The 13,272-nt window shown below is 63.7% G+C and carries 11 protein-coding genes and 1 pseudogene; 5 read left to right on the forward strand and 7 right to left on the reverse strand.

Annotated features, from left to right (window positions below; genetic code table 11):
• Nucleotides 1-590, forward strand: a 590-nt coding sequence (locus tag AZG88_RS51945) for a hypothetical protein (RefSeq protein ID WP_197487915.1), incomplete at its 5' end; no start/stop codon positions are given.
• A 437-nt stretch (nucleotides 591-1,027) separates the two neighbouring features.
• Nucleotides 1,028-1,990 (forward strand): hypothetical protein, encoded by a 963-nt coding sequence (locus AZG88_RS23025; RefSeq protein ID WP_231914144.1) that lies wholly within the window; start codon nucleotides 1,028-1,030, stop codon nucleotides 1,988-1,990.
• Between the two features lie 336 nt (nucleotides 1,991-2,326).
• On the opposite strand, the gene AZG88_RS23030 is transcribed toward AZG88_RS23025, so the two are convergent.
• From AZG88_RS23030 to AZG88_RS23040, 4 genes are all read right to left on the reverse strand, one after another.
• The gene (locus AZG88_RS23030; protein ID WP_231914145.1) at nucleotides 2,327-2,635 is read right to left on the reverse strand and encodes an SRPBCC domain-containing protein; all 309 of its coding nucleotides are present in this window, start codon (nucleotides 2,633-2,635) and stop codon (nucleotides 2,327-2,329) included.
• On the reverse strand, nucleotides 2,626-2,784 hold the full coding sequence (locus AZG88_RS54010) for a hypothetical protein (RefSeq protein ID WP_231914146.1): 159 nt from the start codon (nucleotides 2,782-2,784) through the stop codon (nucleotides 2,626-2,628). The genes AZG88_RS23030 and AZG88_RS54010 overlap by 10 nt, the downstream gene beginning before the upstream one ends.
• A 177-nt stretch (nucleotides 2,785-2,961) precedes the next feature.
• Entirely contained in the window at nucleotides 2,962-3,672 is a 711-nt protein-coding gene (locus tag AZG88_RS23035) for a hypothetical protein (protein ID WP_156517589.1), read from the reverse strand.
• 217 nt (nucleotides 3,673-3,889) lie between these two features.
• Nucleotides 3,890-4,219, reverse strand: coding sequence for an Lsr2 family DNA-binding protein (locus tag AZG88_RS23040; protein ID WP_061699280.1), 330 nt, complete (start codon nucleotides 4,217-4,219; stop codon nucleotides 3,890-3,892).
• A gap of 478 nt (nucleotides 4,220-4,697) precedes the next feature.
• On the opposite strand from AZG88_RS23040, the gene AZG88_RS23045 reads away from it, so the two are divergent.
• Nucleotides 4,698-5,414, forward strand: coding sequence for a Crp/Fnr family transcriptional regulator (locus AZG88_RS23045; protein WP_061699282.1), 717 nt, complete (start codon nucleotides 4,698-4,700; stop codon nucleotides 5,412-5,414).
• A gap of 254 nt (nucleotides 5,415-5,668) precedes the next feature.
• Here the strand turns inward: AZG88_RS23045 and AZG88_RS23050 are convergent, their stop codons facing one another.
• On the reverse strand, nucleotides 5,669-7,186 hold the full coding sequence (locus tag AZG88_RS23050) for an FAD-dependent oxidoreductase (protein ID WP_061699284.1): 1,518 nt from the start codon (nucleotides 7,184-7,186) through the stop codon (nucleotides 5,669-5,671).
• A 138-nt stretch (nucleotides 7,187-7,324) separates the two neighbouring features.
• Nucleotides 7,325-7,681, reverse strand: a complete 357-nt coding sequence (locus AZG88_RS23055; RefSeq protein WP_061699287.1) for a nuclear transport factor 2 family protein — start codon at nucleotides 7,679-7,681, stop codon at nucleotides 7,325-7,327.
• A 2,448-nt stretch (nucleotides 7,682-10,129) separates the two neighbouring features.
• Between AZG88_RS23055 and AZG88_RS23060 the strand changes: the two genes are divergently transcribed.
• Together AZG88_RS23060 and AZG88_RS23065 are read left to right on the forward strand one after the other, a co-directional pair.
• Nucleotides 10,130-11,134 (forward strand): PDR/VanB family oxidoreductase, encoded by a 1,005-nt coding sequence (locus AZG88_RS23060; protein ID WP_061699288.1) that lies wholly within the window; start codon nucleotides 10,130-10,132, stop codon nucleotides 11,132-11,134.
• A 569-nt stretch (nucleotides 11,135-11,703) separates the two neighbouring features.
• Complete coding sequence (locus tag AZG88_RS23065; RefSeq protein WP_231914147.1) at nucleotides 11,704-12,252, forward strand: GntR family transcriptional regulator; 549 nt, start codon at nucleotides 11,704-11,706, stop codon at nucleotides 12,250-12,252.
• 362 nt (nucleotides 12,253-12,614) lie between these two features.
• Here AZG88_RS23065 and AZG88_RS23070 read toward each other — a convergent pair.
• Nucleotides 12,615-13,272 (reverse strand): annotated as a pseudogene (locus tag AZG88_RS23070) (IS5 family transposase); the annotation flags it as partial.

A 13,272-nucleotide genomic window follows, 5' to 3' on the forward strand; every position in this document is an offset into this window, starting at 1 on the left:
TGATCCCGGACGACGGGCTCGTCACGGTGATCCCGGACGACAGGTTCATCACGGTGATCCCGGACGACGGGCGGCTCCGCGACCGGTGGCGGATCGACAACGGGTGGTTCTTCGACCGGCGGGTCGGCGACCGGTGGTTCTTCGACCGGCGGATCGACAACGGGTGGCTCCGCAAACGGCGGATCGGCCACCGGTGGCGGATCCGCGACCGGCGGTGGCGGGGGCGAACCGGGGTCCGCGGGGGCCGGGCCGACGACCGGGCCCGGGTTCACAGGGGCCGGGCCGGGGTTCGCGGGGGCCGGGTTGACGATCGGTCCCGGGATCGCGGCGGCTGGGCCGGGGTTCGCGGCGGCATCACCGGACGGGTCACCCCCGACGGCTCCTCCCACAATCACGCCACCATCGGACCCGACGATTCCGGGAACGTTGCCGGGGATTTGCGTCCGCGCGTCCGTGATGTCTCTGCCGGGCTGCGGGGCGCTTTCGGGGGCGACCTGCACAGTGGTGCCGTGCTCCCGGCCGGGAAGCGCAATGCCGCGCAGCTCGTCGTCCGCGAGGACGATGGCAGTCGTCGCTGCCAGGGAAATTGACAACGCCGCGAGGGAGCCGATCGCGATGCGAGCGCCGGTGTTTCGAGCCATAAAAGTGCCTCCGACAGGGGGTACGGGATGGGATGACAGGCCCTATCCTGCGGCCCCGACAAACGTCGGGACAGGCACCCGAGGGTCACTGTCGCCCACCCCGACGTGGCGCGCCGATACCCATCGGGGTAACTACAGCGCCCCGGCACTGGTTCACCTTTCGACATCCTGTGTGAATGTCCGCGTGCGGGTTTCGAATCAGTTCACAGGGTTGTAATGCCTCCGTTGCCAGGGCAGGCGGGCGCGGCGCCCGAGGGTCCTGGTCGGGCTGCCGGTGGCTATGCGCCACTGCACTATCGGACACGACCTCCACATGACATCCGCGCGACCAGATCGAAAGGCTATTGCATCTGGTGTGTCTGACCAGCCCAATACACTGCCACCTGATGGACACTGCACGCATCACCGTCAGCCCTGAGTTCGGCCTCATCATGGCCGAAGACCTGGTCAACCTCGACCGCGACTGGGTCGAATCGGTCCGCACCCATTTCGTCTGCGAGACCGACGGTTGCGACGCCCGAGTCGTCGCAGTCATCGGTCGCCCACCACTGCAACGCCGAACACCGCACTTCCGCTCTCACCCCGACGCGGTGCACGAACCCGAATGCCCCTACGCCGACGTCGTCGTCGAAGCCACCGGCAACGGCGGCGATCCCGAGAACCCGCTCACCGGCCGACACTCGTACCCCAGCCGGCTCGTGCCCCTCACCGAGCGGACCGTCACCGATCCCACCGCCGACGGCACAGCCGGCCATATCCGCAGCGGACCGACCTCACGCCGCACCAGAGGAAACGGCTCCGGCGCAGTCGACCATCACACCCGCGGAATCGCCCGCACGATCCGCCCACTCTGCCGGACCTTTATCGCGCACCCCGATCACCGGCGAGACATGCTCATCGACATCCCCGACATCGATGCCACCCACTACCAGTTCGCATTCAAACGCCTACGCGACACCGCAGAGCCTCTCACCCGGGAGCGATACCGCCGCATCTTCTACGCGCCGCTGCGCATCTTCGAGCAGCCCGACGAAACCGAGGAAACAGAGGACCGTACCGTCATCGCGCTCTACGCCGGCCGACGCGACGCGACGGATCATCGGCTCACCCACGCATACCGCATTCTCGTCGACCACACCGACTGGACCGACAGCCGCATCCGAACCCTTCGCCGCGACCTACGCGACGCGCGAGCCGAAGCGAAAAGCGACTACCACACCGGCACCCCTACGAAGACCTGGGCATTCTTCATCGGATCGCAGGACACCGACGACCCCGCCACCTTCCGGGTCGCCAACCCAGTCCACATTTGCTTCATCACTGCCGAGATCACATATCCGACGTTCTGAACCGTGCCTGTAGCCGGACTGTTGTGGTGCACGACGTGTCGTCCACGCGCCGGATCAGCGAGGCCTGCGACCGGAAGGGTTACTGCGCAGCGCACGCGTCCGGATCGACGAGCCGCTCACCCGTGAACGCACGCCCGTGACGGTGCTCGTGACTCCGGCTACGACCCGTATCCCAAACGCTATCGACACTGCACAGTCGTGCCCACTACATGCTCGTCGTGGATGGCGTACCAACGATCCTCCACGGCATGCCACGCTGTTCGGTCGCGGAGGCGTGTTGGTGTTCGACCGCTTCCCCCGACGTCGAGCCTGTGCCCGGACCGCGGCCTACCTGAGTCAGCCGGCCCCGTCGACGTACGACGCCAGGTTCGCCAGCGAGGAGGCGATCCCGGCCTCGTGTACCTCTTGGTCGATGCCCGGTGGCACGTCGGTAGCGGTGACGGTCACCTCGGTCCCGTCCCCGGCGGCAGCAAGGTGCCAGGTCATCGTCATCGTTCCCGCGTACGAGGGATCGTCGGCTTCGAACACCGCCCGCTGCACCACGCGCTCCGGTGGCACCAGGTCGGCGAATCCGACATCGACGACATCCGTGGCATCCGACGTCTTACCCGGGCTGTCGGCAGGGTTCAGGTAGGTCAGGACCATCCGGAACCCGCCACCGGCCGGGGATCCCACCGCTCGCGCATGCCCTCCGGCGGCAACCACGCCTCGAGGGACTCCTGGTCAAGGAGAGCGCCGTAGACAGTCGCCGGTGGTGCCGCGATCACCCGGGTGGCGCGGTCGGTCCTGTCCATCGCCCAATCCTAGGACCGAGACGATTCCATGGGTGGGCCCACAATCTCAACGACGTCACCGCTCGAGGGATCGGGTCGTGCACCGGCCCCTCACCCCCGAGGGTGCTCACCGTTCTCGACCGGCCGCGCACCGTTCCCGCTGCCCGGTCGAGGGGACCTCATGTACCGCGGGTGAGGTCACCGGGCGCCGGCACCCACCCCCGGGGCGCGGGCCAGCACCCGGGCCAGCACCACCGTTGCCGTCAGCACCGCGGTCACCACGGCGATGACGCACACGAACGTCGCAGGGACGGTGGAATACCCGAACAGCCCAGCGACGCCCACACCCGCGGCCGTCGCCGCCAACGCACCCACCGGAAGCAACACCGCCAGCATCCGCACGGTCCCCGCGCGCCGATCATCACCCGCCGCGGCCAACACCCACCACACACCCAGCAGTGCGCACCCGTACGCCAGCACTCCGCTGCCGGCATAGAGCACCAACACCGAGGCCCACTCCACGGCGACGCTCGCCGAGGAGGTGAACGCGAGACACAGCAACACCAGCATCGGCAACAACCCCACCGCGATACCAGCCAGGGCCGCGGCGACGGTCCGGCCCAGCAGGAAGGTGCGCCGACGGCGGCGTTCGTCCGCGCTCGCCGTATCCCGCACCACCCGCCACCCGGACAGCCACAGCACCACCCCGCAACCGGCCCCGGCCACCGCGGCGCCCCCAAGCACGATCACCGACACGATCGATGGATCGGTCCACGCCGGCTGGAACGACGTCGCCACCATGTACGGCCGCGACGTAAACGCCGCGAACACCACCACCAAGACCAGCCCGACGACCAACCCACAACCCCGAAGGTCCCGCTCTGTCTCCCCACCCACCCATCGTGTCACCGACAGATGCTCAGAACCCGGCAACCGCGGCCGCCGGGCGTTCCCTCACGCAAATGCCGACTATCGCGATCCACTCCGCGGGAACCGTCGAGTCAGGTGCGCCGAGTTACCTCGCACCCCTCCCCGGGCACCGCCGACCGCCGACCGCCGAGATCCCCACAGCCTTATGGTCTTCGCGGCTGGATGGTCCACAGAGAATCGGGAGCAATGCTGCACCTCACGCGACCGAAATTTCGGCCTGAGCATCATGGAATGCTCGCTCGATCTCGACCGAAATCCGGCCGCGGGAGGACACCACATGACCCGCCCCGATCGCCCACTCACGAATCTCCCTCGAAGACTTCCTCGCCGGAGCCTCTCTCACCTCTTCCCTCTTCACCAGCACCTTCGCCGCGACCGCCTTCTTCACGGCCTTCTTCTCCGAAGTTGCCTTCGCCGCAACTGTCTTCTTCCCCACCTTCTTCGTCGAGGCCGTCTTCGTCGCAACTACCTTCTTCTCCGCCGGAACCTTGCCCGCCGCTACCCTCTTGACCGGAGCCGCCGCCACAGCCGTCTTCTTGGCACTGAGGAAGAGCCCACCCGAACGCTCTCCATCAACTGATATACGCCACGCCGCGGTCTGGGCGACCAGCTAGTTTCTTCGCTCTGCCGACATCCGGGTGGCCAAAGGACCCGTACGACCGACGCCCCGCCTGACATTCTGGATTGTTCCAGACCCAGAGGAGGTGCGAGGGTCGCCTGAGCGAGGAGCGTGTCGGGTTACGTCGGCACTAACCACTTGAGCACCACGGGCATGCCCCGGCGGTCCCACCGCCGATGGCGGCTGGGTATCCGCACCGCTGTTCAAGCCCTGTTGTCGGGCCATATTCTCGGTGGCTATGACCGGCTTGCCGAGAGGTAGCAAGGGTCATTGACCTGCGGACAGCGTCTCCCTACCATGTCGATTGGCGCACGACACCTGGCGGTGAGTACCCAAACCGTGTGAACGAATCCCTCAGTGTTGAGGAACGAGGTGCGAATTGGCCATGGAGATCGACGACGAGATCTTGGCCGCGTGGACACAGAGCGCGTACGCCGGGATGTCGGTGGACGGCCGAGATCGGCTCCTCACTTCATCGGCACACGTGACGTTGGAGGCTGGAGAGTTCATCCGTGCTGTCCCGCGGACGAGTCAAGCTGGGCTGGTACTCAACGGTCTCCTTCGGATATATGTGATGTCCGGTAGCCGTCAGGTCACCCTTCAATACGCTGATTCGGGCATGGCATTTGCGATACCGGACCTGCGCCCGAACGACGGCGCAGTGGGGTTGAAGGCCGGAGGACAGGCGCTGGCGCCCACTCGATTTCTCCTGTTCGATCGATCGGTTATGCGTGAACTGCTCGAGGTAGACCCCACGATGGCGCAGGCCGTTATCGAGGGGCTCCGCACCGCGTTGTACACGAGCGTTTCCCTGTTGGCCGAGAACGTCCTCACCCCGCTGAAGCAGAGGGTTTCCCGCCATCTGCTCGACCTTGCAGTAAGGGAGGACGACCAGGTTGTTGTTCGGGCCACCGTCCAAGATCTCGCCGATGCGACCGGATCGGTCCGCGAAGTTGTCACGCGTTTGCTCAAGGAAATGCGCGAGCAGGGACTAGTCGGGCGCTGCGGGCGGGTGCTGGTGCTCCATGACCTTCATCAACTGCACATAGTCGCCCAGGGGGAAAGAGCAGATCGTCCTTCGGGTGACCATAACCCGGCGTAAGGGACTTTCCAGCTCCGTCAGTAATTTGCAGCGCGCCCAACCCGGAGTGGTGGATCGCAGGAGCGCACCTACGACGCCCGGGCCTCCGCGAGACAGTCCGAGTCTTGTTGGAAGGTCAAGGCGGCTGCGCCTCGAGACGTGTCACGCCGATAGCTTCGCAGCGGTAACCGTCGTCCGTTCAGCCCAGTGCGGAGCGGTGGTGGCCTTGAGGCTAGTCGGCCACCACCGGATCTCACGCTGTCACGTCGTAGAGATTAGCTGTACGCCCGGACCCTCACATCATCTTCCGAGACTCGGCCGGAGCTCGGTAGTGCCTCAATCGGTGCGCCCTTCAAGGCGACCGACGCCGCCGACCTCCCGGCGATCATGCCGCTGACAAACGCCCATGCGAGCCCATAGCCGTGACTTCCGGTTGCGAAACCGATGCTGGCGTAGTCAGCGGTATCCCCCGCGACAAAAAGACCGACAATGGGGTCTCCCTTGGTGTCCAGGGCACGCATGTCGCGATCACATGCGATGCAGGCCGTTCCAAGGGCGACAGCCCCCCGAAACGGACCGATCGCCAGGTAGGGCCCTCGGTCGAAAGGATTCTCACTCCACTCTCGGCCCAATCGGTCGGCGGAACCCGACCGGTGGGCTTCGTCGAGCTTATCGATCTCGGTCTGCAGAGCGCTCCGCTCGATCTGAAACAGCTCCGCCACCCCCGAGATCGATTCTGAGCGTTTGGCATAGCCAATATCGACAAGGTCGCTCTCGTAAGCGTAACCGACACCCTCTATGTTGCCGAGATGCGACTTGCCGGTGAGGTACCACCCGTCACGTGCGTCAGGCCCATCGTCCTCCACAGTCGCGAGACGCTCGATCTGCCGTCCACCGATAACCAAGTAGAGATCCTCGGAGGTGCGCTCCGCATAGTCTTGCCCCCACATCGCAAGCTCGTTGCCTACACGCTCGCCGGACTGATTGACCACGATCGCGCCACCCATCAGCACGACGGGGTGCCCGAAATAGGTTGGAGTGTCGAGGGTGGTGAGCGCAGCGAAGACCGGACCTTCCGGTGTGAGCATCTTGGCACCGACATCAGCTGCCATGAAGTGGCCGTCCCCGGTTGCCCACTGTTTGAAGGCATGCGCGGAATGGGCCGGCGGGGTCCGTCCAGGTGCGGCAGCGGAATAGTCGCCCGCGCACACCACCACAGCGCCGGCGTGAATACCCCGACCGCCGACGCGAACACCCGTGACGCGCCCGTCGCTTTCTACTAAGAGACTCTCGACTCGCGTGTCCCGTCGAATGCGGACGCCGTGTTCACGGGCCTTCTGCGCGAGTTGCCCCACGAACACCATCGGGTTCGGAAACAGCACGTGCCCTCTGTACTGCGAGTGCATCTCCTCCGGATGCGGCCCTCCAAACCCGAGCCCGAGCTCGACGAGCCTGTCGATCGCCGTTGCCGCGTTCTCGACCACGACCTCCAGCTTCTCCTCGACGCCAGGAAGTCGGAGGGTACCCAACTGCTCAGCGTGCCCGAAGACGTCCTTGCGGTGCTGCTCAGGCGAGTCATTGATGCCCTTGGCAGACTGAATCGTCGTACCGCCGGCGGTCACAGTGCCGATCGACCACTTCGTCTTTCCGCCGACGTCCGAGTTCTTCTCAAACAAGAGTACGGAGGCCCCTTGTTCAGCCGCGTCGATCGCGGCGAGCAGCCCCGCCGCTCCGCCGCCAACGACAATGACGTCGACGCGCTCTTCAGGAGCGTGTCCTACGCGATCCGTCATGTTGTCTCCTAATCCGTGCGGGGCAATGCCCGCTGATCTGGCTGGTTCGCAGTCGTCGAACCGGCGGGCCCGGGCTGGCGCCCCCGGGCGGGCAAGCGAGTTGTCTGTCGTCCCGGCTGGGCGACGATCAAAACGAGCTCAGCCCGTCGGCTGAGAGCAGTATTCGCGAACGGCAATGATCTGCGCATCAGTGATCTCGAACAAGTAATGGTACTGGTTCCGGTACACGATTTCTCCGGGCAGAGGAACTTCGGCGGTCGCCTCCACCGCGACGCGCCCAACTTCGCTCGTGACACCTGTGACCTGCAAATCTATAGGTCCGGCAAATGAAGAGGCAAGCCCCTGCAGCAGTTGGATCGCAGTTTGTTTGTCGGCGACGTTGCCGTCCGGGAACTGGAACGATGCACTCTCGGCAGAGAGTGCCAATGCCCCTGCAAAGTCGAGGTCGGCGTAGCTTCGGAGATAGTCCAGAGCCAGATTTACTTCTTCTGTCACAGTGGTTCCTCTCAATAGGATGTGGCAAGGATTGGTACCGGCCAACGCGTAGCGCTCATTGCGCGGCACCGTTCTTCTGGGCTGTCAGTGCGGCGGAGCCACCCCGCCACGAGCGTGGACTGGGACGGCGTGATCCTGCATGTGTCGGGTATGAAAACGGGCAGAACCGCTCAGTCGGAGGACGAAACTCCCGGCGGTAGCCTCTACCGCCAACATCCGTGTGAACGAAGCCACCGGACCTGCGGTGAAGCGCGCTCGGAAGACTGCGATTCGTGAGTCGCGACGCGGACGTCGATCGTCTCCTGCGAAATGATCGCGAACGGCATATTGACAGACAAACACTCACGTTCTCCCCGCCGCTCTGTACCTGCCCTCCGGGCAACGAGCTACCGAGTACGGGAACGACCTCGCCGTCCCAAAGGCCACGAGCTTAAGGGATTTTTCCACGGCCACACCTCGCTGTCGGATCGCTCTGCCTGGTCGTCGTGCACCTCAGACACGCATATCGTGTCGTGTGACTGAACCGCCGCCTAGTGACAAATGTTGCCTATCCCACACTTGAAATTGATACTGTCGTCTGAAACGAAGTGGGTGAGCGGCGCGCCATGTCCGGCGGAAAATAAGACAATACCGACTTGGGCCGGATGACAGTCCGCTGAAGGGCGGCGCCAGCAGCGACGGCGCCGAACTTCGGGCTGTTCCCTCCAAAAGATGCTGATAGTCGGAGACTGCGGATGCTGCCGCTCGGTTGTCATGCCCCTTTCGTGGAGCCCGGCGAGACAGCGCCGACGGCTCGTACGCGATGAATACCTTGGCGGCTGCGCTGCGGCGGCATGAGGAATCTCAGCGGGCAACGCGCTGCTGCGCCGGCGCGGCTGATATTGCAGTCCAGGCTATCAATCGCGCTGAGCGATCGATAGCGCGTCCGACCTAAGACCGGTAACCCTCTGGAGCCGGACGTCCCGAGGGGAGTGTGGTCATGATGCTTCCAGAAGCGCGTCGGTCGAGCTGGGCAACGTGGGAGAGACCGAGGACAACGGCTGGCCGGCAAGCAGCCCTGTTGCCATCACGCATGTTTCGGTCCAGCCACACGTCGTCCACAGGTCCTCCCACCATGTTCTGGAGTGATCGCACGTACACGTTTGGGCAACCGAGGCAAAGTCGACATCCCCCGACCATCTGCACGCGGCCATCGGTACCAGTCTCTGCGTTGACGTCGACGTCGACGACGCTCATTGACGTGCTCGACCTTGCTGAGGCCCGCTTCGTCGGTGGCGACGATCAGGACGTCGCCCTACGAGTGAACTCTCCGATTCCAGGCCGCCTTGTCAGCAGTCGCCTTGTCAGCCACTCGTCGACTGAGTCCGCTGTCGCTTTCCGTACGTAGCGAAGCGAGATCGCCGGCCTACCGACGTTTTTTGACCGGCCGACAACAACGATCAACATCACTTATAGAAGTCCGCCCGGTCTTCCTATCGAAGCCAGCCAAGTGTCGAGAAGTGGAATACCACGGAAGGCGGTAGAGGGCACGAAGCGGCGAACACCCAAGGGGAGCAGCCTGCATTCTCTGGATGAACGACGGCGACGAGGCTATCGACCTACTGCCGAAGGTGGCCGGGCACTACCGGAATCGGTGCGCGACCAAGGGTACGCCTGGTGATACCGACTCGGTCCCGTGACGTCCTTGGCGTAACCGAACAACAGCCCGCCTCCCGCACGTGGGAACGGTCTCTAACGCTAACCCCCTCAGTGCGACGGCCGGTGCAATACAACGGCCAGTCCCACGCTGGAGGTCACAGTTCGCGACGACGGGTGCGGTCTCACTTCGATCCGACCGGATGCGGAATGCCGAGCGCCGGGTGATAGGGCCTGGTTTCGCGAGAGCGCTGGGGTGGGATTTTGAATCTCGAGGGCGGGGCGCGCGCACTGGAATCGCCCGAGCCCGAGCGCGCGCTGAAGGTTCTTCTCGTCGACGCCCACGCCGACGCGCGCCCGCAGCATCAAGGCCTACCGCAATGAAGCCGTCGGTGAGGCAAGTAGCGGGCAGAGTGCCCTCGACAAACTCGCGGCGATGTCGGCTCCCAAGGACCTCCCGGACATTGTTCATGATCGACCTGCTGATGCCTAGACTCGATGGCATACTGAGCTGTCGATTAGCGAATCATGCAGCGTGAACGCATGTCAGCAACCTGCTCGGCACGGTAAATTTGCACTCGCGTACCCAGGACGCACTAGTTGCAATTCGTGACGGTCTGCGCCCTCCGCAAGCAGAAGGTCGCTACGTCATGTGTCTCGGCCAAGGCGAGACACTGAGCCGAGGAACTGCCGACATCTGTGTGATGTCAATCTCACTGTCGCACTTCTAATCTCAAAACCAGAACGAATCTTCTTCTGTTCCCGTTTTCGACCCGGGGTGTTCTGCGCCCGAAGGAGAGCACAGTGTCAGCAATGACCAACACACACGCGACGAACCTCCGTGGCACCCAGTCAGGTAAGACTTTCGACGGCCTCCTCCGGGTCGTCGGCCGCACCCAAGAAGCCGACGACGTCGTCTCACTCGAACTCGCCGCGGCCGACCCGGATGTAGAACTGCCATCTTGGGATCCTGGAGCCCACATCGACGTCGTTCTCGGCAACGGCTTGGTGCGCCAATACTCCTTGACGGGCGACCCGGCTGTACAGTCACACTGGCGCATCGGCATCCTGTGTGATGCGGAGAGCCGCGGTGGATCCAAATGGATCCACGAGAACGCCCAGCAGAACACGACAATCACTGGGCGGGGACCGCGCAACAATTTTCCCCTGCTTGCGGCTCCCCGTTATCTCTTCCTCGCTGGCGGCATCGGAATCACTCCCATGCTGCCGATGATTCGCGCAGCCGCGACGCAAGGCTCGGAGTGGTCCCTGCACTACGGGGGTCGCACCCGATCTTCGATGGCCTTTCTCGATGAGATCACCTCACTGAAAACGGATTCCGGCCGGGTAGCGGTACACCCCCGGGACGAGGAGGGGCCCCTTGACCTGGAGGCTCTACTCGGAATCCCGGAACCCGAGACGCTGGTCTACTGCTGCGGGCCGACCCGGTTGATCGAAGCCACCGAGCGACTCTGCCGGGAATGGCGTCCCGGCAGCTTGCATGTGGAACGGTTTGCCGCCACACCGTCGATCACCGGTACTGAAACGAATACCACCGTCGAGGTCGTATGCGACAAGTCTGGCGTCACTCTGGAGGTTCCCCCCCAGTTATCTATTCTCGAGGCGGTCGAGAACGCTGGCCTGGATGTCATGTCCTCATGCACCGAGGGTATCTGCGGATCGTGCGAGACACGTGTTCTCTCCGGTGAACCGGATCACCGGGATTCATTGTTGACTGATGAGGAACGAGAAAGTGGAGAAACCATGCTCATCTGTGTCTCTCGTGCCCTGAGCGGTCGATTGGTTCTGGATCTGTGAACGCCGCGAACAACCGCTCCGCGGTTGTCCTCAGCGCTCACTCCGCCGACGGCGTGTGGCGTGCCGGTGGAGCGATTGCATTGGCGCCGACTGGCTATACCGTCTGGGTGGTCTGCCTGAGTTTCGGTGAACGCGGTGAGTCGCAGGGGGCTGAGGAAGAAGTAGGACATAGATATAGCGACCGTCAAAGCTGTACGAATTGAGGAGCTGCGGCCCGGGCGCACCCGTCCCCACACATCACCCCGCCCGCTAGCGGAGCGACGGACGCAACTGTCAAACGCACACCTGCATAGCAATATGCTGTTATAGGTTGCGAGAAACATCCTATGGATGAAAGGAGGCACACCGCCCTTCACCGACTCGGAATAGCGATCAGAGCCTAACTTTTGACCACACCTCGGCGTGGCCGGCCAGCGTGTCACCTACCGCACCTACGACCACGCCAAGCACACGGAAGAAATTCTCAGTCGCCCCATTACTAGTGGGCCAGAGACAGAGTAGATGAACAGGGCGGAGATGGCGGGATGCCGGTAAAGAACGTCCGGAGGCAGGGCATTGATCAAGCAGCGGTGACCACACTGACCCGCAGTGCCATCGTCGGAGGTGATTTTGCCCCCAATCAGCGCTTGATCGAGGCGGATCTGTGTACGCAATTCGATGCAAGTCGAGGCACGATCCGCGCGGCGCTGCTCGATCTTGCTGCCGAGGGCCTGGTCGAACGGTTCCAGAACCGCGGTGCGCGAATACGGTCGGTGTCGTCAGCCGAGGCCGCGGAACTCATCGAACTACGGATGGTCATTGAAGGGCTCTGCGCCTCAAGGGCTGCACAAAACGTCACCGACGCCGAGATCGAGCAGCTGACTACGCTGCGCACAGACCTCACCGATGCGGTCGCATCTAGGCACATATTTGAATTCGCGCGGTTGAACCAAGTGCTGCACCGCCTCATCCGAGAAATTAGCGGACATCGTTCTGCCGACGAGATTCTCGACCGGTTGCACGCACTACTGGCACGACACCAGTCCGACATTTTCACACACCTGAGCAAGATGGCGGATTCGCTATTCGACCATCTCGATATCATCGACAAAGTTTGCGCACACAATCCTGAGGGCTGAGAAAGCGATGCGCCGCCACCTCGATCGTGTTGCGAATACCTTGCGAGAACGCCGTTCGGCTTGACTGTGACGTCGAAGTTGCCCGCGCGAGTTGTGTTCCCCTCTAACGTGAGCGGTCCGGCCTCATTCGGCCACCGATCACGCACGCAATCCGCGGGACTCCGGTGGTCGACGAAAATCGGACAATTTCGAGAGCCCTGGGCAGGAATATCAAAATCATTTGACGCGCCCGGGTAACCCTCAACCCCGCGGCTGCACTGAGTATTGTGTGGCTCCAGAGAACGCAGGATCGGTTCGCGTATTCAACATTCGACTGACCTCGACTTCCAGCCTCGTCCCGCTGGTCGGCTAGAGCGTGTCTGCTATTTGCGGACGCGGTGATGAATGAGGAAGGCAGCGAGGAGTACGCCACCGAGGTAGGTGGTGGCGTACTTGTCGTAGCGAGTGGCGATGCCACGCCACTGTTTGAGACGCCCGAAACCACGCTCGACGGTGTTGCGTTCGCGGTAGCGGTCCTTGTCGAACGCCGGCGGTCGACCCCCGTCCGATCCTTTCGCCTTGCGACGTCGGATCTGGTCGCGGCGTTCGGGGATGGTGTGCGAGATTCGGCGTTCCCGCAGGTTCTTTCGGGTGCTCGGGTGCGAGTACGCCTTGTCCGCCAGCAGGCGGAACCCTTCGGTGTCGTGGGCGCGGTGCGCGTCGAGCAGCGGCGCCAGGTAGGGGTTGTCGCCTGCCTGTCCCGGCGAGAGCAGCAGCGTCAGCGGGCAGCAGAACGTGTCGGTGAGGGCGTGGATCTTGATGCTCAGCCCGCCGCGGGAGCGGCCGAGTGCGTGGTCGGCGGGTTCGTTGGCCAGATTCTTGTCATTCGATCGAGCCCCCTGTGTGCGCATCGGTCAGGGCGCCGGCCGAATGCTGGTGGGCGCGGACGATGGTCGAGTCGATCGACAGCAGACGTTCGAGTTGTGCGTCGTGTTCGAGGCCTTCCGCCCGCACGGCGGCGAACATCCGGATGTTGGTGCC

This window comes from Rhodococcus sp. LB1 (assembly GCF_001583455.1).
GTDB lineage: Bacteria > Actinomycetota > Actinomycetes > Mycobacteriales > Mycobacteriaceae > Rhodococcus_F > Rhodococcus_F opacus.

Coding starts and splice junctions, on each gene's coding strand:
- AZG88_RS23025 (WP_231914144.1), top strand. CDS start 1,028: ATGGACACTGCACGCATCACCGTCAGCCCTGAGTTCGGCCTCATCATG.
- AZG88_RS23030 (WP_231914145.1), bottom strand. CDS start 2,635: ATGGTCCTGACCTACCTGAACCCTGCCGACAGCCCGGGTAAGACGTCG.
- AZG88_RS54010 (WP_231914146.1), bottom strand. CDS start 2,784: ATGGACAGGACCGACCGCGCCACCCGGGTGATCGCGGCACCACCGGCG.
- AZG88_RS23045 (WP_061699282.1), top strand. CDS start 4,698: ATGGAGATCGACGACGAGATCTTGGCCGCGTGGACACAGAGCGCGTAC.
- AZG88_RS23050 (WP_061699284.1), bottom strand. CDS start 7,186: ATGACGGATCGCGTAGGACACGCTCCTGAAGAGCGCGTCGACGTCATT.
- AZG88_RS23060 (WP_061699288.1), top strand. CDS start 10,130: ATGACCAACACACACGCGACGAACCTCCGTGGCACCCAGTCAGGTAAG.